21 protein-coding genes and 1 tRNA gene are annotated in these 17,760 nt (G+C 26.5%); 8 read left to right on the top strand and 14 right to left on the bottom strand.

From position 1 onward, the window contains the following. Both WC356_00510 and WC356_00515 read right to left on the bottom strand, forming a co-directional pair. On the bottom strand, positions 1–263 hold a 263-nt coding region (locus WC356_00510; protein ID MFA5381620.1), incomplete at its 3' end, for a nucleotidyl transferase AbiEii/AbiGii toxin family protein. After that, positions 260–922 (bottom strand): hypothetical protein, encoded by a 663-nt coding sequence (locus WC356_00515; GenBank protein ID MFA5381621.1) that lies wholly within the window; start codon positions 920–922, stop codon positions 260–262. The genes WC356_00515 and WC356_00510, both read right to left, overlap by 4 nt. 209 nt (positions 923–1,131) lie before the next feature. Between WC356_00515 and WC356_00520 the strand changes: the two genes are divergently transcribed. Beyond that, entirely contained in the window at positions 1,132–2,460 is a 1,329-nt protein-coding gene (locus WC356_00520; protein MFA5381622.1) for a signal recognition particle receptor subunit alpha, read from the top strand. A gap of 120 nt (positions 2,461–2,580) precedes the next feature. Here WC356_00520 and WC356_00525 read toward each other — a convergent pair whose 3' ends face one another. Both WC356_00525 and WC356_00530 read right to left on the bottom strand, forming a co-directional pair. Further along, positions 2,581–2,928 carry a hypothetical protein gene (locus WC356_00525; protein ID MFA5381623.1) on the bottom strand — a complete coding sequence of 116 codons (348 nt, stop codon included), beginning with the start codon at positions 2,926–2,928 and terminating at the stop codon, positions 2,581–2,583. A 62-nt stretch (positions 2,929–2,990) separates the two neighbouring features. Beyond that, positions 2,991–3,722 (bottom strand): hypothetical protein, encoded by a 732-nt coding sequence (locus WC356_00530; GenBank protein ID MFA5381624.1) that lies wholly within the window; start codon positions 3,720–3,722, stop codon positions 2,991–2,993. Positions 3,723–3,826: 104 nt separating this feature from the next. Here WC356_00530 and WC356_00535 point away from each other — a divergent pair, with 104 nt between their 5' ends. Continuing rightward, a complete protein-coding gene (locus WC356_00535; protein ID MFA5381625.1) occupies positions 3,827–4,699 on the top strand; it encodes a prepilin peptidase in 873 nt (290 codons plus the stop codon). On the opposite strand, the gene WC356_00540 is transcribed toward WC356_00535, so the two are convergent. Further along, complete coding sequence (locus tag WC356_00540; GenBank protein ID MFA5381626.1) at positions 4,696–5,328, bottom strand: DUF92 domain-containing protein; 633 nt, start codon at positions 5,326–5,328, stop codon at positions 4,696–4,698. The genes WC356_00535 and WC356_00540 overlap by 4 nt on opposite strands. 4 nt (positions 5,329–5,332) lie before the next feature. Then, a complete protein-coding gene (gene rtcA, locus WC356_00545; GenBank protein MFA5381627.1) occupies positions 5,333–6,307 on the bottom strand; it encodes an RNA 3'-terminal phosphate cyclase in 975 nt (324 codons plus the stop codon). A 170-nt stretch (positions 6,308–6,477) separates the two neighbouring features. Here rtcA and WC356_00550 point away from each other — a divergent pair, with 170 nt between their 5' ends. Together WC356_00550 and WC356_00555 are read left to right on the top strand one after the other, a co-directional pair. Further along, positions 6,478–7,014: a hypothetical protein gene (locus WC356_00550; protein MFA5381628.1), complete on the top strand. Its 537-nt coding sequence runs from the start codon at positions 6,478–6,480 to the stop codon at positions 7,012–7,014. 25 nt (positions 7,015–7,039) lie between these two features. Beyond that, positions 7,040–9,415, top strand: coding sequence for a DNA-directed DNA polymerase (locus WC356_00555; GenBank protein MFA5381629.1), 2,376 nt, complete (start codon positions 7,040–7,042; stop codon positions 9,413–9,415). Here WC356_00555 and WC356_00560 read toward each other — a convergent pair whose 3' ends face one another. Next, the gene (locus WC356_00560; protein MFA5381630.1) at positions 9,416–10,831 is read right to left on the bottom strand and encodes a murein L,D-transpeptidase catalytic domain-containing protein; all 1,416 of its coding nucleotides are present in this window, start codon (positions 10,829–10,831) and stop codon (positions 9,416–9,418) included. 81 nt (positions 10,832–10,912) lie between these two features. Here WC356_00560 and map point away from each other — a divergent pair, with 81 nt between their 5' ends. After that, a complete protein-coding gene (gene map / locus WC356_00565; protein MFA5381631.1) occupies positions 10,913–11,821 on the top strand; it encodes a type II methionyl aminopeptidase in 909 nt (302 codons plus the stop codon). A gap of 185 nt (positions 11,822–12,006) precedes the next feature. Continuing rightward, positions 12,007–12,651: a LysE family transporter gene (locus WC356_00570; GenBank protein MFA5381632.1), complete on the top strand. Its 645-nt coding sequence runs from the start codon at positions 12,007–12,009 to the stop codon at positions 12,649–12,651. Between the two features lie 207 nt (positions 12,652–12,858). Here the strand turns inward: WC356_00570 and WC356_00575 are convergent, their stop codons facing one another. Both WC356_00575 and WC356_00580 read right to left on the bottom strand, forming a co-directional pair. Beyond that, positions 12,859–13,704 (bottom strand): TIM barrel protein, encoded by an 846-nt coding sequence (locus WC356_00575; GenBank protein MFA5381633.1) that lies wholly within the window; start codon positions 13,702–13,704, stop codon positions 12,859–12,861. 42 nt (positions 13,705–13,746) lie between these two features. Next, positions 13,747–14,292, bottom strand: a complete 546-nt coding sequence (locus WC356_00580; GenBank protein ID MFA5381634.1) for a hypothetical protein — start codon at positions 14,290–14,292, stop codon at positions 13,747–13,749. A gap of 41 nt (positions 14,293–14,333) precedes the next feature. Between WC356_00580 and WC356_00585 the strand changes: the two genes are divergently transcribed. Then, positions 14,334–14,545: transfer RNA gene (locus WC356_00585), tRNA-Arg, on the top strand. Positions 14,546–14,549: 4 nt separating this feature from the next. Here WC356_00585 and WC356_00590 read toward each other — a convergent pair. Genes WC356_00590 through WC356_00610 form a run of 5 tightly spaced genes read right to left on the bottom strand, consistent with a single transcriptional unit; the run spans position 14,550 to position 17,073 of the window. Beyond that, the gene (locus WC356_00590; GenBank protein MFA5381635.1) at positions 14,550–14,915 is read right to left on the bottom strand and encodes a hypothetical protein; all 366 of its coding nucleotides are present in this window, start codon (positions 14,913–14,915) and stop codon (positions 14,550–14,552) included. Further along, a complete protein-coding gene (gene rsmA, locus WC356_00595) occupies positions 14,900–15,664 on the bottom strand; it encodes a 16S rRNA (adenine(1518)-N(6)/adenine(1519)-N(6))-dimethyltransferase RsmA (protein MFA5381636.1) in 765 nt (254 codons plus the stop codon). Before rsmA ends, WC356_00590 begins: the two co-directional genes overlap by 16 nt. A gap of 6 nt (positions 15,665–15,670) precedes the next feature. Further along, positions 15,671–16,228 carry a DUF655 domain-containing protein gene (locus WC356_00600; protein MFA5381637.1) on the bottom strand — a complete coding sequence of 186 codons (558 nt, stop codon included), beginning with the start codon at positions 16,226–16,228 and terminating at the stop codon, positions 15,671–15,673. Continuing rightward, positions 16,225–16,782 (bottom strand): RNA polymerase Rpb4 family protein, encoded by a 558-nt coding sequence (locus WC356_00605; GenBank protein ID MFA5381638.1) that lies wholly within the window; start codon positions 16,780–16,782, stop codon positions 16,225–16,227. The genes WC356_00600 and WC356_00605 overlap by 4 nt, the downstream gene beginning before the upstream one ends. Positions 16,783–16,791: 9 nt before the next feature. Next, positions 16,792–17,073: a 50S ribosomal protein L21e gene (locus WC356_00610; GenBank protein ID MFA5381639.1), complete on the bottom strand. Its 282-nt coding sequence runs from the start codon at positions 17,071–17,073 to the stop codon at positions 16,792–16,794. A 107-nt stretch (positions 17,074–17,180) separates the two neighbouring features. Between WC356_00610 and WC356_00615 the strand changes: the two genes are divergently transcribed. Next, positions 17,181–17,759, top strand: coding sequence for a TATA-box-binding protein (locus WC356_00615; protein MFA5381640.1), 579 nt, complete (start codon positions 17,181–17,183; stop codon positions 17,757–17,759). The last annotated feature ends 1 nt before the right edge of the window (position 17,760 follow it).

Genomic DNA, 17,760 nt, shown 5'->3' on the forward strand with positions numbered 1-17,760 from the left:
ACTTGAAAATTATACTTTTTAGCAATTTTCTCTATGATCTCAATATCTTCAATTTTTTCAATTGTTGAAAAATCTAAATCCTCTGAAAATCTTGGAAAACCATATATTTTATATAATGCAGTTCCTCCTTTAAACACTAAATTTTTTGAAAGTAATGATAATTCATAAAGAATCAAATCTAAATAATAATCTTTTTCAATATATTCCTTATTCTTTAAACCTTTGTTTTTAGCAATTCTAATAATTTCATCAGTATCCATCATAAAATCACATTTTCAATTATATTATATTTTTGGTTTATTTTACCCTTTTTTGATCCTAAAGGATCAAGATATATAGTTCTTCCAGAATTTACTTTATTCTCTTGTTTCCATACTTTATAAATAATATATGCTATTCTTCTTTTTATGTGGTTTGGCATTTTTTGTGCTAAATCCCACAAAATATCTTTATTAAATTCACCAATTTCTTCAAGCACCATATCTAAAGAAGTAAATCCAATTGAATCAATTAATGCTTTTTCAGGAAGAGAAACAGGAATTTTAGTATCAGAATAATCTTTCATTTCATAACCAAAAATATATTTACTGTGCCTGTATACTACTTCTGTTCCTAAAATATTGATTTTTTTTGGTGCTGAACCAGTAATACAAACAATATTTTGAGGCAATTGAGTCATAAGATTATGATATCGCAAAGCAGAATAACTTCCAAGATATGAAGATCTGCAAAGCCAGGGAGCAATAACAAAAGGATCATTATAAACAGAAAATCTATTTCTTATTATCCTAAATACATGCTTTTTTTTAATTAATCTCATTAACGCTTGTTTTGCATATGTAGTTCTAACAATTTTTCTAAAATCAGTTATAGAAAAAACTGGTATTTTCCTTAATTTATTCATCACATCTATATCTTCCATACATATATATTAAGAAAAGTAAGATTTATATTACTTTTCCTAAAATTGATGTATTAAGTCTCCTCGATCTTAAAATAACTATAATATTAATAAAATAATAAAAAGATTATAAAAATATGATTTTCTTAACAAAAAAAATTTAATTTTTCAAAATTATTTAAAAAAATATTTACAAAACTCTTTTAAAATGCATTAAATAAAAATATTATATGGTAGACTTAGGTAAAGGATTGAGAAACGCTTTAGCTAAAATTACTGGCGCAACAATAGTAGATGAAAAAGCAGTAAAAGAATTAGTTAAAGAATTGCAAAGAGTTCTTATTTCAAATGATGTTAATGTAAAACTTGTTTTTGAATTAACTAAACAAATTGAAAAACGCGCATTAGATGCCGAATTATTAAAAGGATTATCAATGCGCGAACATGTAGTTAAAGTAGTATATGAAGAATTAGCAAATTTATTAGGTAGAGATTACAAACCAGAATTAAAAAAACAAAAAATAATGGTCCAAGGATTATTTGGTAGTGGAAAAACCACTTCAGCAGGTAAATTAGCATTGTTTTATAAGAAAAAAGGATTGTCAACTGCGTTAATAGCTTGTGATGTTGAAAGACCAGCTGCATATGAACAATTAGAACAATTATCAAAACAAGTAAACTGCGCCTTTTATGGAATTAAAGGAGAAACAAATGTTAAAAAAATAATCGATTATGCTTTTGAAAAAACAAAAGAAGATATTTTAATTTTAGATTCAGCAGGAAGAAGTGCATTTGATGAAAGATTGACTGAAGAATTGCAAACAATTGTAAATAATTTTAAACCAGATAAAAAATTCTTAGTAATCTCAGCAGATATTGGACAAGTAGCTGGAAAACAAGCAGAACAATTCAATAATTCAGTTGGTATTGATGGAGTAATAATAACAAAAATGGATGGAAGCGCAAAAGGGGGTGGCGCATTAAGTGCTGTTTCTGTTTCTAATTCTAATGTTGCATTTATAGGCCATGGAGAAAAAATGGAAGATTTAGAACCATTTGATTCTAAAAAATTTGTTGGTAGATTATTGGGATTTCCAGATTTAGAAGCTTTAATGGATAAAGCTAAAAAAATTGCTGAAGAACAAAAAATAAATCCAGAAGAATTAATGGAAGGAGAATTAACTTTGAAAACTTTTTATGAACAATTAAAAGCAGCTAAAAAAATGGGGCCATTAGGAAAAGTATTAGGTATGATGGGTGCACCAGATATTCCAAAAGAATTTGTTGAACAAAGTGAAGATAAAATGAAAAAATATGAATCTATTATAAACTCTTTAACAGAAAAAGAAAAAAATGATTATGAATTACTTAAAAAAAATAGTACAAGAATTCAAAGAATATCAAAAGGCGCAGGAGTATCAATAGAAGATGTTAAAACATTATTAAGAGAATTTGAAAAAGCAAGAAAAATGATGAATATGTTTAAGAAAAATCGTGGTATGCGCGGAAAAATAGAAAAAATGTTGAAATCAGGCAATTTCAAAATGCCAGGTATGTGATAAAATGGAAGTAAATAAAAAAGTTTTAAATAAAATGATAATTGCTTACGAAAATTATAAAAAAATATATCCTAAAAGAAGAATGACTATAAAAGAGTTAGATAAATTATGTAGGATCTATTAAAAATCTGTCTTTGGCGCTAAAGTTTTAATTATTCTTTGTATATAATACTTTTTCTGCTCTAATACAATCTTTTCTAATATTTTAATATAATTTTCTAAATCTGGAATATATTTTACTATAGATAAAACATCACAAGCAGGAATCTCACTTTTCTTTAGCATCTTTTTTGTTATCTTTAATTCAGTTTTTAATAATTCTATATATGCTTCTTCTTTCATTAAATTTGGAATTAATTTATTTTTTGAATTAGTATATATTTGTCTTTGAAATTCTAAAGATTCTATAATCCCTTTAGGAATTCCGGGAATATTTTCTTTCTCAACTGGAAAAAATTTAAGAGACATAATATAATTAAACAACGAATAATTTATATAATATACGAAAAATAAAAAATTAGAAGAAGAAATTATCTTTTTCTTCTTGCGCTTTCTTTTTCAATTAATTCAGCTAGAGTTTCTTTTTGTATAAATCTTCTTCCACCAATTTTTTCATGTGGAATTCTTCCTCTATCTAATCTTCTTTCAAATGCATTTCTTTTAATTTTAATTCCGCTTTTATTTAATTCTTGAATTGCATTTGCTACATCATAGTAATTGTCTGCTACGTGTGTCAAACTTTCTACTGCTTCTTTTGGAACCCATCTTTGTGTTCCAATTTTAATTGAAGGAATTGATTTTTTTTCAATTCTTCCTATAAATGCTCTAAAATTAATTTTTTCATGTTTTTTCAAAGCAGTATATGCTTGTCTTACTGTATAAAATCTATCATATAATTGCACCCAATCTTGTAAAATTGGTGAAGGAATATATCTTTTTCTCCCAACTTTTACTGAGTAAATACTTTTTCTTTCTATTCTGCCACCAAATGCTCTAAATGAAATATCAACTCCGCTTTTTTTAACTTTATCATATGCTTCTTCTAATGTAAATAATCCCATTCCTTTTAATTTTCTTCTTTCAACTTTCTTTTGTTTTTGTAAGTTTTGTGCTGTTTTAACTAGATTAACAACATTTGAATATAACTCTCTTTCTTTTTCCTTTCTTTCTTTTTTAATTTTAGCAGGTTTTATTCTTCTAATTTTTTCAACTTCCATATCCTTTTTTCTTTCTTTTAATTCAATTGATTTTTTACGTGGCATAAATTTCACCCCTCTTACACATTATTATTTTATCACACACTATTTTTAATACTTTCTATTTCGACAATATACTTTATATATCTTTCTAATATTATAAAAGGTCAATGATAACTACCTTTTTTCCACAGATAACTATGAATTACGAGCTAATACGTATATTAATCGCAATAATTTTTACCTCTATAACTGCGTATTTTGATATATTTAATAAAAAAAATATCCCTAACACTTTATTATATATATTTTTAATAATCTCCTTATTTATAACTTTTGTTGATTTTAATATACAATTAATTTTTTATTCGTTAATTTGTGCTGTAATAATCGGCATATTAGGATATCTCTTATATAAAGCAGGACAATTAGGTGGTGCAGATGTATTTATTTTATGTTCATTATCTTTACTTCTTCCAATTCAACCAACTTTATTTACAAATAAACCATTAATGTCATTACCATTTATATTTTCAATAATCACAATTTCTGGATTAACTTTTATGATTTATATTTTAATTAAATACACTCCTATAATACTAAAAAGAAAAGAAAAAATAGAAAAAAAACATATATTATACTCATTTCTCTTAGTATTTATTTTTTTAATAATTTTATATTTATCAATTAAAACTAATATTATTTCAAAAGCATATACTTTATTAATTGGATTTTTAATTTTTGTATCAATTTATTTTTCAATATTTAAAAACAGATTATTAAATTGCTTAATAGAAAAAATTCCGTTAAACAAGATAGAAGTAGAAGACGTTATTGCAATTGAACAAATGGATAAAAAATTAGTTGAAAAATATAAGATACCTAAAGTAATTACAGAAAAAGACTTAAAGAGATTAAAACTAAGTAATATCAAATTATATCCTGTATATACAAAACTACCTATGTTTATCCCCTTTATATTAATTGGACTTTTAATCTCAATATATTTTGGAGATATTTTATATATTTTAACTTCTATTTAAATAAATAAATAACCTAAAATTAAACCAAAAATTGCACAAATTATATTTGTAGTTGCTTTTGTTCCGATCCCTTTTTCTTCAAAAACTCCAAATACAGAATCAACAAAAGAACCAATAAAACCAATTACTCCTATTAAAAGAACTTTCCAGAGATTATATTCAGGATATAAAAATAATGCAACAACCCCAATAAGTAATGCGCCAATAAAAGACATCCACGTTCCAAATAAACTTATGGCTCCATTAGTCCCTTTTTTAGTTCTTTTTAAATTTTTTAAATTTATTGGATCACTTTTTTCTAAAATACCCAATTCAGAAGCAAATTTATCAGCCATTACTGCTGCTAATGCACCTATAAATGCACCTGGATTAAAAAAAGCGCCACCAATCAGAGGAACTAATCCATTAGCTAAAACATTTTCCCAACCTCTTTCATGTTCATATACTCCCATTTCTTTTTTTTCATTATATCCATGTTTTGTTACAATTACTCCTAAAAATAAAAATACAAGCATTAAAATAAGAAAATAAATGTCTAAAAACGCAAGTAAAACACCTAATATTAATGCTAAAATTATTGCTTTTTTATCTAATAACAATGTCTTTGATATCTTTTCTTTTTTAACCATCTAATCACTTTCTGATAATATTATTACCATTAAATTCAAATATGTTTCCTAAAAACTTTTGAATAACTTCAATATTTGTTTTTGTGTGCTGTGTAATCTCTGGAGCTTGTATTACACTCTTTTCTTTACAAAGCGCCATATATACCAATAACTGGTCTGTTAAATGCTTATCAATTGGGTAGTTTTGATATTTTATAAATTCTTCGCATGCTTTTTCTGCTATTTTTTCAGCAGGAACTCCTAATTTTGCAATTGAATCTACACCAAAATCTGATTTATATATTGTTATTATATTACCAGGAGATAACGCACCTTGTTTTTTAATTTCAATGTCTGAAAAGAATTTTTTAATTATTTTAAGCTCCCTTTCTAAAATGTGTTCTGGAAGATTACATATTATAATTTCTACTTTTGGTTTTTCATCATTTAATTCTAATAATTCCACTGCTTTTAAATCACAGGTGGGAAAAACTTTAATATATACTTCTCCTCCTCCTTTTGGATAAAAACCATATTTTTTAAGATCAATTTCGGCTTTTACTCCCATTTTTCTAATTGCTGGCAGAAAAACATTATTTAGATAAGAAACAGAAGGAGCAAAAGGAACATGAGTCCCACCAGTTAAATGAATAGTACTTTTTTCTTTTGCAAAAATAAGAATTGGTAATATTGTTTGTATAACAAGACTCACAGATCCTGCTGTTTCAATTAAAAATTCATAATCCCTAGATTTTATTTCATTTGGTTCAAAAATAATTTCTTTACTATCTATTTCGGCCCCTTGAACATTAGCATTGCATATTTGTTTAACTGCATTTATACACATTAAATGCTGGGGTTTTAAACCTGGTTTTGGCCGTTTAATACGTATATTTGACATTTTGAAAGGTTTTCCTAAAATAGCGCTTAAAGATAAAGTAGTGCGGAGCATTTGTCCCCCTCCTTCACCCAAAGAACCATCAATTTCAATGTATTTCATGTTTTTACCTCTAAGAAAATTATATACAGAAATAGGCCAGCACGTGCATACACGCGCTGGCAAGGCGACCAGTTTCCCACCAATTCTTAGAAGACGGAAGAGCAATTTTATTACAATAGCATAGTATTTAAACCTTTTGGTTACAAATAAATCTCTATAAAGGTGAGTATATGGAAGGACAGGATTTAAGACAAAGAATTCAAGAAGTTGAAAAAGAAAAAAACGAATTTATTGAAGAAGCTAAAAAAATTAATAAGCGACTTCATTATAAATCATTAGAACTTAAAGCACTCCAACCTTTTATTAAAGAAAACCCAAATATAAGAATAGGACCTTATAAAAAAGAATTAAGAGAATTAGAATTTAGGGTATCAACTCAAGCATTTACGCCAAAAATAGAAAAAGCATTGTTAAAACAAATAAAAGAAGTTAAAAAGAAACATGACGAAGCATTAGTAGTTGAAAATGCAAGAAGAAAAGCGAGATTAGTTGAAGAAGATATTACCCAAATAACAAAAAGGAAAGAAGAATTAGATAAAAAACTCAGTGAATTAAGAGAAGAAATTAATGATATAAGAGAAAAAATAAAGAAAAGAAAAGAAGAAAAAACACAAAAAACTCCATATAAAAAGGAAGCAAAGGTTTTTCCAACACAAGAAAAATATCTTAATTTAGAAGAAATAGTAGAATTCGAAGGAAAAGAATAAATAAACCTTTATTTAAATTACATTTATGAAAATTTCCGGCTTTTTATTAAGCATAAACTATGCTCCTGAAAATGAAAGTATTACTCTATGGATTAAAACAGATAGTGGAATAAAAAAAATTACTGATACTTATGACCCTTATTTTTATTTAGATGCACCAGAGTATATTATTAAAGATATTGAACTCTTAAAAATTGGATATAAAAATGAACCTATCCAAATAAAAAAATATGAAAAAGTTAAAAAAGCATTAAATGGAAAAGAAAAAGAGCTATTTAAAATTTACTGCTATTCTCCTTCTCATATTCCCCTAATAAAAAAAGCACTGCAAGATTTCCAATGTTATGAATACAAAATAAGATTTATCCAAAGATATATGATAGATAAAAATTTATGGCCATTAAATAAATATGAACTTGAATATAATGGAAATACAATAGAAAAAATAACTGATTTAGAAGAGGAGGAAAATTTCAATTTATTAGCATTTGATATAGAAACTTATAACCCAATTGGCATACCAAGAGAAAAAAAAGACCCTGTGATTATGATAAGTTATGCTGATGATAAAGAGGCCAAAGTACTAACTTATAAAAAAGTTGAAAGGGATTTTATATTAAAATATAAAAACGAAACAGAAATGATAGAAGGTTTTTGTGAGATACTAGAAAAAAAAGATATTGATTTAATTTTAGGATATAACACTAATCTATTTGATTTTCCCTATTTAAGAAAAAGATCAAGAAATTTAGGTATTGATCTAACACTTGGAAGGGAAAACCAAGAAATAATAATTAAAAAAGATAATAAAATAGAAATACCTGGAAGAATTTCAATTGATTTATATCCAGTTGCTAGATTTTTAAGTAATATTGGAGCAGTTAGAATAACAAGATATACTTTAAAAAGAGTATATCATGAATTGATTGGAGAAAAAAGTGAAACTAAAGAATTAGTTGAAAAAGAAGATATATGGAAAATGTGGGAGGATGATGAACAAAGAAATATACTAGCAGACTATTCTTTAGGAGATTCAAAAGCAGTTATAGAAATATCAAAACATTTACTCCCAGTTGAAGTAGAATTAAGTAAAATTTGCGGTCTTTCTTTAGATGAAACTACAAACTCTGCAACAGGAAGATTAGTTGAATCATTATTAATGAGATACGCCCAAAAACGAAATGAAATAATACCTGAAGTTCCTTCTTTTCAAGAGGTTAAACAAAGACAAATGAATCCTATAAAAGCTGCATATGTTAAAATACCAGAACCAGGAATATATGAAAATATTGTAGTATTTGATTTTAGAAGTTTATATCCAAGTATAATTATATCACATAATATAGATCCGTTTACTATAAATTGTGAATGCTGTACTGAAAAAGAAGCAAATATTTCCCCATTAGGACATAAATTTTGTAAAAAAAGAAAAGGAATAATCCCAGAAGCATTAGAAGATTTAATAAAAAAAAGAAATACACTTAAAAATGAAATGAAAAATTTTGAAAAAAATTCTGATGAATATAATAAATTATTTGCAAGGCAATGGGCCTTAAAAATTTTAGCAAATAGTTTTTATGGTCAAACTGTTTATCCAAGAGCACGATGGTATTCAAGAGAATGCGGATCAAGCATAACTGCATGGGGTAGATATTATATTTTATCAACAATAGAAAAAGCAGAAAAACAAGGGTTTGATGTTTTATATAGTGACACAGATTCTGTACTTTTAACGCTTAAAGAAAAAACAAAAGAAGATGCAATAAATTTTATGAAAAATATAAATAAAGAACTGCCTGGGGATATGGAATTAGAATTAGAAGATTTCTATCCAAGGGGATTATTTGTAACAAAAAGAACATCAACAACAGGAGCAAAAAAGAAATATGCTTTGATTGATGAAAAAGGAATGATAAAAATTAGGGGTTTTGAATTAGTAAGAAGAGATTGGTCTAAAATAGCAAAAAGAACCCAGATGAATATTTTAAAAGCAATACTACAAGAAGGGAATAAAGAAAAAGCAGTAAAAATAGTAAAGGACACAATACAAAATTTAAAAGAAGGAAAAGTAGATTTGGAAGATTTAGTTATTTTTACTCAGCTTCAAAAATCCCTTAATTCATATGCAATTACTTCTCCTGAATTATCTGCTGCTAAAAAAGCAATAGCAAGAGGAAAGAAAATAGAAAAAGGCACTTTAATAGGATATATTATAACAAAAAAAGGAAATTCAATATCTGATAAAGCAGAATTATTAGAATTTGCTGAAGATTATGATGCAGATTATTATATTAATAAACAAATTTTACCTTCAGTTTTAAAAATATTAAAAGAATTAGGATATTCAGAAGAAGATTTAAAATTCAAAGGAAAACAAATAGGATTAGGAAATTTTATGTAATTACATATTATTTTTTTTAATAATTAAATAAGCAGAACCAATATCTTGATATTTTGATGTTATAGAATTATATCCTGCAATTCCACCATAAACAAATATCCCCGTACCTCCTTTTAATTCATCAATTATTCGCGCAGATATCCTATCATCAACTGCAAAACAACCAGCTGTGAGTCCAAGTTTAAAATCACCATTTGGGTATTTTTTTGGTTCTCTTGCATATTCAGCACCATGCAAAGTTATTCCTCTTTCTCTAATATTATCATTAAATCCTTTTTCTTTTCCATCTAAAAGCATTGCTGGTAAAGTACCAGAAACAATAACTGTTTCTCCTAAAGTTGTCATTAATCCAACACTTGAAGCATATGAATTTGCACTATTAGAAAAAATTGCATTTTTTTTATTTCCATTTTTTTCATTACCCCACCCATAAGAAACATATAAAACTTCTTTTATCTCTTTTTTTTCCATGTCTAAAATATACATTCTCTTTTCTGTTGAAGGTATTGAAAAATCAATTATTGTGAAAACAGAACTTTTTTTAATTTCCTTTTTATCAATAGCATTTAAATATGCAGTTATCCCTTGATTAAATGCACCAAATGAAAGTGTTCTGTTTTCTGTATCTGAATTAGCAAGAAATTGACCATAGTCTGAATAAAGCCATTGTTCATATTCTATTTTTTGTTTTGATTTTTCATTATTTATGATAGCTTGATCTATATTTGAAAGATAAAATAATACACATTGCCTAAATACAACAAAATCAATTTTTATTTCACTTTTTTTACTAAAAGATTTGTATTCTTTTTCCAGCCATTTATCAAAATCTTTCTCTCTTTTTTCTTTTTTCTTTTCAGAAGAAGTTCCTATTCCTTCATCAATTAAATAATTATCAATATTTTGTTTTTGTTCGTATGTTATTTCTATTTTGCCAAATTTTTTATTTTTAATTAATTTATTAATATTTAAAGAAGTGCCTAATGGCTGTGAAGCTCTAGGTATTCCCAAATTTTTAATAGTATCTTTAGATAATAAATTATATCTGTTTTCATTTTTTTCAAGTATTTTTTCTAAATCTTCTTTTGATTTTCTTTCAGGCAAAGCAGATTTAAATGAATAGAACGTTTTGTGTTTTTTAAAAGCAGTTAATCCTTTTTTAATAATATTTTTTCCTATTTCATTATATCCTTCTCTATACCAAATATAAACAACAGATTCAAAAAGCATAGTTTTTGTTGGTTCTTCTAATTTATCTAAATTAATCTCAAATTCAGAAAAACTATTTTTGGCCCTATAAAATGCTTCCTTTAATTTATTGTCTTTTGGGATATTAAAATTCTTGCTAAAATTATCTAATTCTTTTGCAGGAATATCTTTTGTAATAGTATCCCAATATGTTTGTTTTACGGCCATATCATCAACATAGATTAAATGTGTGGCGTGGTTTTTAAGTGTTTCTATGTATATATCTCTTTATATAACAAGGTGGAAATTATGGAAAATGAAAATTCTAAAAATAAAGAAATTGAAAATTTTATAAAAGCAGGAAAAATTTCTAAAAAAATTATAGATAATAGTAAAAAAATGATTATACCTGGAGAATCTTATTTAGATATTTGTGAAACTATAGAAAAAATGATAAAAGAGGAGGGAGGAAAACCTGCTTTTCCAACAAATATAAGTATAAATGAAAATGCCGCACATTATACCCCCACAATCGGAGATAATAAAATACTAGAAGAAACTGATTTAGTAAAAATAGATTTTGGTGTCCACATAGAAGGATGCATTTCAGATAATGCATATACAATTGATTTAAGTGATGAAAATGGAAAGTTAGTTGAAGCTTCGAGAAACGCATTAGATGCTGCAACTGCATATATGAAAGCAGGAAGAAAAGTAGGAGATATAGGAGAAATAATAGAAAATGAAATTAAAAAACTAGGATACAAACCAATAGATAATTTAACAGGACATATGATAAAACCATATTTATTGCACGCTGGAGAAATAATTCCCAATATCAAAACTGATGATGATTATATTTTACAAGAAGGGGATGTTTTTGCGGTTGAACCATTTGCTACAAATGGTTTTGGTTCAATAAAAGAAAGTAATGAAATAGAAATTTACTCTTTAGCAGAATTAAAAAATGTTAGAATGCGCCAATCAAGACAAGTTTTAGCGCATATTGTTGAAAATTATCTTGGACTTCCTTTTGCTAAGCGTTGGTTATTACCAACTATTAATTCTCAAATTACTTTAAGCGCGGCATTAAGAGAATTAACACGATCAGGAATACTTCATTCATACCCTGTTCTTAAAGAAGTAGATAATGGATTAGTATCACAAGCAGAACATACTGTAATCATTGAAAAAGATTCTGTAAAAGTATTAAATTAATTTTTAAGTGATGATAACCTGGAGCACTGATATTATGTGGGATGGGTGCTCATTTTAAATCCTAGGTGGTAACAATCCCGTTTATCTCTCCCGTTGAATGGTAGAATAAAATTAGTGACTAACTTAAATTTTGATTTTTATAGAGGGGGAAAAGACTTTTAAATTCGTTTCTTATAAAAAGTATAATGAAAAAAATTTTTTCAGTTCTAAAGAATGGATTATTAACAGGATTTATAATTCAGTTAGCAATTGGTCCACTATTCTTTTTTATAATCAACTTAACTCTACAAAAAACTATATTAGATGGGTTTATGGGTGTTTTGGCGCTAACAATTGTCAGCTATATCTATATCGCTCTTTCTGCCTTTGGTATTGGACAATTGCTTGAAAACAAAAAAGTAAAAAAAATATTCGGCGCGATCAGTTCAATTGTCTTGGTTATTTTTGGAGTAATCATTATTGAAGGAGCAATAACTAGTGGAATTTCTGAGACAATAGTACACACAACGGACTTATTTTCAAGTTTTGCATCTGTTTTCTTACTCGCAATTTCTAACCCCCTGTCAATTGTTTTCTTTACGGGTTTATTTTCAGCAAAAGCAGTTGAATATAATTATACTAAAAAAGAGCTGTATTTTTTTGGTTTTGGTTTTGGACTATCCACCCTTGTGTTTACGGGCGCGGCAGTCTTAATCGTTTCACTACTTAAAGGAACAATACCAACAATTGTTATGCAAGTATTAAATGTGGTCGTAGGAGCTCTAATAATTGGATATGGTGTAATGACATTGGTAAAACTTTTGCGTCCACATTTGACTCAAAAAACCTAAGTAATATTAGTAATTCTTTAGAACGCTTCCAGAACCTGGAGCACTGAAGGCCATACTTTTTCTTTTTTAAAAAGAAAAAGCCAGGCGTGTCAAAAAGAAAACTAAAAGTTTTTTTCTAAAATCAAACACTCTTTCTTTACAAAGAAAGAGAGTTGCTTGGGGCATTAATTATCGCTTGGTAGGGCATAACTTTTGAAATAGGTGATTTTAGAGTATTTTTTCTAATACTTTTTTCATATATAAAGCGCCTAAATCCTGGCTGTTTTTAGATTCTGAAATTAAAGTTGGCGCCATATTAAACTCTTTTATTAAAGGCGCAAAATGTTCAAATTTAGGATAAAAATCTTTTTCAAAAACAGCACGATGGACTTTTTCTCCTTTATCTGTGTATTCAATTGGATAAAAATGACAATGTAAATTTTTAAGTATTTTTTTACCTAATCTATTTTCTATCTTTATTAAAACTTCTTTTATATCTTCTTTTGATTTTAGAGATCCTAAATTTCTTGCATGCAAATGTCCAAAATCAATACATGGTATACATTCTGTTTTTTCACAAATAGTTATTATATCTTCTAAATCTCCTAATTGACAAATCTTTCCTGTTGTTTCAGGAAAAACTTTAATATCATTATTTCCATATTCTTTGATCACTTTTTTTAAGCCTGTTATACATTGTTTTAGAGATTCAAAATGTCCTATTGTTTTAAACCCTGGATGAAATATTACTTTTTCAGCGCCCATTAAACTTGATAAACGCATGGTTTTCAAAAGTTCATTAATAGAATTATCATAAACTCTTTTTTTATCAGAAGTAAGAACAATATAGTATGGACCATGAACAGATAATTTGATATCAAATTCTTTTGCTTTTTTCTTTAAATGTAAGGCTTTTTCTTCTCTAATTCTTGCACCATGTGTCATTGTATATTCATATGCATTTAAACCTATAGAATTAATCCAATCTAATGCATTTTTTCTATCTTTACCCCATTTAGATTCAAAAAAATTAGGTGGATTACCTGATGTTCCAAAACGAATTTCACTACCCATAAAATAATAATAAGTAATTGTATTTAAAAAATAATCTAAAAATTAGCAGATTTCTTTAATTACCGTTTCTTTTTCAATTATCCTATCTATTGTAATTGTATTTGTATTATTTATTATTTGGTCCTTATTTTTTGCGCTATCTTTTGTTTTATCTTCACCAATCAAAACTTTTATTTTTACGTTTTCTCCTCCTGAAACATCTCCAACTAAAGTATCAACTTTGATATCTTTTCCGCCTTTAATGTCTCCAACCATTGCATCTAAATTAATGTTTGAACCATTAGTTATATCTCCATAGAGTTCTTCTGCAGTTATATCTTCTCCGCCATTGATATTACCAATAATCTCTTCTGCTTCAATTCCTTTACCACCATTAATATCTCCTTCTATACTTCTAGCTTTTAAGGATCCAGAAACAATATTTCCCTTAATATCAGGATCAGGTCTTGATATCATATTACCCATAGTATTCAATAAATTACTTGGGTTTAAATTATCTAAATCTAAAACACCAAAAAATAAAGCAAAACTAGTAACAAAAACTATTGCAATTATTGCTAAAAATAATTTAAACATTCCACCGACCATAGATTAATTTATAAAGGCAAAACTATAAAATGCTATTACATGGGCTCGTAGCGTAGTTTGGTAGCCTTTCTTTTCTTGTAAGAAAAGAAACCCTAGGAAAAGAAAAGAACTAGGAATTGGTTGAATAAATAACGCGCTTGGCTTCGGACCAAGAGATCGCCGGTTCAAATGAATCCCTTTTTCTTTGAAAAGAAAAAGTGATCTTCACCCCAAAAAGAAACTAAAAATTGGGATGAGAATCCGGTCGGGCCCGTTTTTTATATACTAAAAAATTTAGTCCTATTTAATAAATAAAAAATTAATAATAAAATAATTATTAAAAATGCCCAAAATAAATCAAAAAAAGTATTTAAAGCAACAATATAACTTATCCAAATCAATAAAAAGAATATCCAAAATCTTGCTAATTTTCTTTTTAAAACAGCTATTGTTCCGCTAAATAAGATTATAGTCACAGCCATTAATCCCTTATATAATGGATTCATATCCCAATATTGTATATAAGACATTAAAGAAGCGCAAATTGACAAAACTAGATTAATAATTATTACTTGTAAATGATTTAATAATTCTCTTTCTTTTTGTCTCCAATTAAAAAAGACTCCCTCTATTTTTTCTTCCATTTACACACCTGTTCTGCAATATCTAATATTTCCTCACTAGTAAGTTTAAAAACTCTTTTGTTTGAATTTTGATTTTCAATTAAAAGTTCAAAAATATCTTCTTTTGAAATTTTTAATAATTTAGTAGAATCTAATAATGCATTTTTTAAAGTTTTTTTCTTGTGTTGAAATAAACAATTGATTATACTTTCTGTTCTTTTATCTATTTGTTTATTAGTTTTGCTTAATAAAACAACAATTGAATCAACTTTTGGTTTTGGAGTAAAAAGAGTTTTATGCACTATAAATTTTAAATCAATATTAAAATAAAATTGTGAAATTAAACTTAAAAAACCAAATTCTTTTGTATTTTCTTTTGCTACTATTTTAAGAGCAAATTCTTTTTGAAACATTAAAACTGCTTTTTCAAATTCAAATTTTTTAATATGAGATAAAATTTCTGATGAAATATAATAAGGGATATTTCCAAATATTACATCAACTTTACGTGGAGGAAATTTAAGAAAATCACCACACATTACCAAAACTTTATTATTTTTTTTAAATTTTTCTTTTAATATATTGCAGTATTTAAGATCTTTTTCAATACATATTACTTTTTTTGCTTGTTTTGCTAACAATTCAGTTGCTCTCCCATCTCCGCCACCAATCTCTAAAATAATTTTATCTTTAATATCAATTAATTCAATTTCTTTTTTAATGGCTGAAAGATTAACAAAAATTTGTCCTAAATTTTTATTTTTTTTCATTAAAACCTACTCTTTATTTATAATAGGTGGTTTAGCAAACAAATAATACTTAGTAGTAGTTTTAATCTCTTCTAATATTCTCATAACTATAACATTAATTGGGTCTGGCATTAATGAAACTCTTTCTTGAATATCTCTAAATGAATCAAATGGTCTTTCTTCACGTTCTCTTTTTATTTCTTCAGTATGCTTTTTTCCAATTCCTGGAAGTAATTCTAATTGGTGTTGCCTAATAGATATAGAACCACATTTATTAAAAAAATTAACAAATTCACTTTCTTTTGAAATTACAATTTCTTTTATTACTGATTCAACTTGGCTCTTTGCTGTTGAAGTTAATTCTAAATACTCAATTCTTCTTTTTATTCTTTCAACTTCACTCCTTCCTTCTTTGCCAACATAAATTCTTTCTCCAATAGATAAATTAGAATCTTTTTTTATCAATACTTCTAATAAAGTAAAATAAGTTTCTCCCATTACGTGCGCAATTGGTTCTCTATACCTATCAGTAGCTCTTCCTTGAGCAAGATAATCTAATACTCTGCCATATTCTTCCATTTTCATTTTTTATCACTTTTTTTTGCTTTTTTAACTTTTGGCTCTTTTTTAGCTTCTTTTGGTTTTTCTTTTTTAATTTCCGCTTTCTTTGGTTTTTCTTCTTTTATTTCTGCTTTCTTTGGTTTTTCTTCTTTTGCTTCTTCTAATACTTTCTCTTGTAATGCTTTTTCTTCTAAACTCTTTGCTTTTTTCTTCTGTTTTTTAATTAAATGTTCTTCTGCTTTTTCTTTATATCTTAATATTATTTCAAATACTTTTTGTATCTCTTCAGTAGACAACTCGATTCTTTCTTTAGCTAAAATTATTTTCAATTGATTTTCTTTTACTGGCATTATATCAAGTATTTTAATAGCAATTTTATCATTTAATTTTTCTATTTCTTTTAATTCTTCTATCATCTTTTTTCCATCTATTAAAGATAATTTAGAGAATAATTCACAATAATTATAACATGTTTGCTGTTCATATCCTAATGCACTTCTTTTCTTTCTTTTTTCTAAAAGTTCTAATACTTCTGAAAGAGAAATATCTTTTGAATTTTTTACTTCATTTCCTATCATATAAAACACCTAATTTGATTTTTCAAGATGAACTGCTGATGCAATTAATTCTTTGTTTTTCTTCCCATCTTTTATTTCTAATACATAAGATTTTCCTCTAACTTCAACTATTTTCCCTATTTTCCCCATATATCTTGGGTGTGGAACTCCTTTATGATAATTTCCTTTTATTTTAATTACTACTTTATCACCTAAAGAAAATTCTTTTATTATATCAGTAACCTTTAATGGTTTTGAATTTTTTCCTATACATCTTGTTTTTCCTGTCAATTTGCCTTTGCTTCTTTTCATAAATATCCCTCTTTTTTAATTAAATAATAAATAGAACTATAAAATATAGCCAACAAACCTATTTAAATACTTTCTTTTTAATATTTTTGATTAAAAGAGGGATTAATGTGGCTGTAAATAATATTAGACCAAAATATCAAATTGAGAATATAGTTGCTTCTGGAGAATTAAAAATTGAACTAGATTTATACTCCTTAGCATATAAATTAAGAGACATTGAATATGAACCAGAACAGTTTCCAGGTGCAATACTTAAATTAAAAGAACCAAAAAGTTCTTTATTAATATTTAAAAATGGAAAAGTAATATGTACTGGGGCAAAAACAGAGGAATTAATAAAAAAAGCAATTAAAAGAGCTTTTGCGTTAGTTTCCCCGTATTCAAAAACACCCCCACCTACGAAATTTACACCAACTTATGAAGTTCAAAATATAGTTGCTTCTGGTGCATTAAATGTTTCATTAGATTTGTATACATTAACTCAAAAATTCAAACAAATTGAATATGAACCAGAACAGTTTCCAGGTGCAATACTTAAATTAAAAGAACCAAAAAGTTCTTTACTTTTATTTAAAAATGGAAAAGTAATATGTACTGGATGTAAAACAGAAAAAGAAGTTAAAAAAGCATTAGCAGTTACTGCAAAACTTCTTGCTCCCTACGCACAACCTCCAGAAAAAAAATAGG

It is taken from the genome of Candidatus Micrarchaeia archaeon, from assembly GCA_041653315.1.
In the GTDB taxonomy this organism is placed as follows: domain Archaea; phylum Micrarchaeota; class Micrarchaeia; order Anstonellales; family JAHKLY01; genus JAHKLY01.

Bases quoted from the DNA above. Each gene is read 5' to 3' on its own strand.
- WC356_00515 (MFA5381621.1), bottom strand. From the start codon at position 922: ATGGAAGATATAGATGTGATGAATAAATTAAGGAAAATACCAGTTTTT.
- WC356_00560 (MFA5381630.1), bottom strand. From the start codon at position 10,831: ATGGCCGTAAAACAAACATATTGGGATACTATTACAAAAGATATTCCT.
- rsmA (MFA5381636.1), bottom strand. From the start codon at position 15,664: ATGAAAAAAAATAAAAATTTAGGACAAATTTTTGTTAATCTTTCAGCC.
- WC356_00530 (MFA5381624.1), bottom strand. From the start codon at position 3,722: ATGCCACGTAAAAAATCAATTGAATTAAAAGAAAGAAAAAAGGATATG.
- WC356_00535 (MFA5381625.1), top strand. From the start codon at position 3,827: ATGATAACTACCTTTTTTCCACAGATAACTATGAATTACGAGCTAATA.
- WC356_00540 (MFA5381626.1), bottom strand. From the start codon at position 5,328: ATGGTTAAAAAAGAAAAGATATCAAAGACATTGTTATTAGATAAAAAA.
- rtcA (MFA5381627.1), bottom strand. From the start codon at position 6,307: ATGAAATACATTGAAATTGATGGTTCTTTGGGTGAAGGAGGGGGACAA.
- map (MFA5381631.1), top strand. From the start codon at position 10,913: ATGGAAAATGAAAATTCTAAAAATAAAGAAATTGAAAATTTTATAAAA.
- WC356_00605 (MFA5381638.1), bottom strand. From the start codon at position 16,782: ATGATAGGAAATGAAGTAAAAAATTCAAAAGATATTTCTCTTTCAGAA.
- WC356_00580 (MFA5381634.1), bottom strand. From the start codon at position 14,292: ATGGTCGGTGGAATGTTTAAATTATTTTTAGCAATAATTGCAATAGTT.
- WC356_00525 (MFA5381623.1), bottom strand. From the start codon at position 2,928: ATGTCTCTTAAATTTTTTCCAGTTGAGAAAGAAAATATTCCCGGAATT.
- WC356_00590 (MFA5381635.1), bottom strand. From the start codon at position 14,915: ATGGAAGAAAAAATAGAGGGAGTCTTTTTTAATTGGAGACAAAAAGAA.
- WC356_00610 (MFA5381639.1), bottom strand. From the start codon at position 17,073: ATGAAAAGAAGCAAAGGCAAATTGACAGGAAAAACAAGATGTATAGGA.
- WC356_00555 (MFA5381629.1), top strand. From the start codon at position 7,040: ATGAAAATTTCCGGCTTTTTATTAAGCATAAACTATGCTCCTGAAAAT.
- WC356_00600 (MFA5381637.1), bottom strand. From the start codon at position 16,228: ATGAAAATGGAAGAATATGGCAGAGTATTAGATTATCTTGCTCAAGGA.
- WC356_00550 (MFA5381628.1), top strand. From the start codon at position 6,478: ATGGAAGGACAGGATTTAAGACAAAGAATTCAAGAAGTTGAAAAAGAA.
- WC356_00520 (MFA5381622.1), top strand. From the start codon at position 1,132: ATGGTAGACTTAGGTAAAGGATTGAGAAACGCTTTAGCTAAAATTACT.
- WC356_00570 (MFA5381632.1), top strand. From the start codon at position 12,007: ATGAAAAAAATTTTTTCAGTTCTAAAGAATGGATTATTAACAGGATTT.
- WC356_00575 (MFA5381633.1), bottom strand. From the start codon at position 13,704: ATGGGTAGTGAAATTCGTTTTGGAACATCAGGTAATCCACCTAATTTT.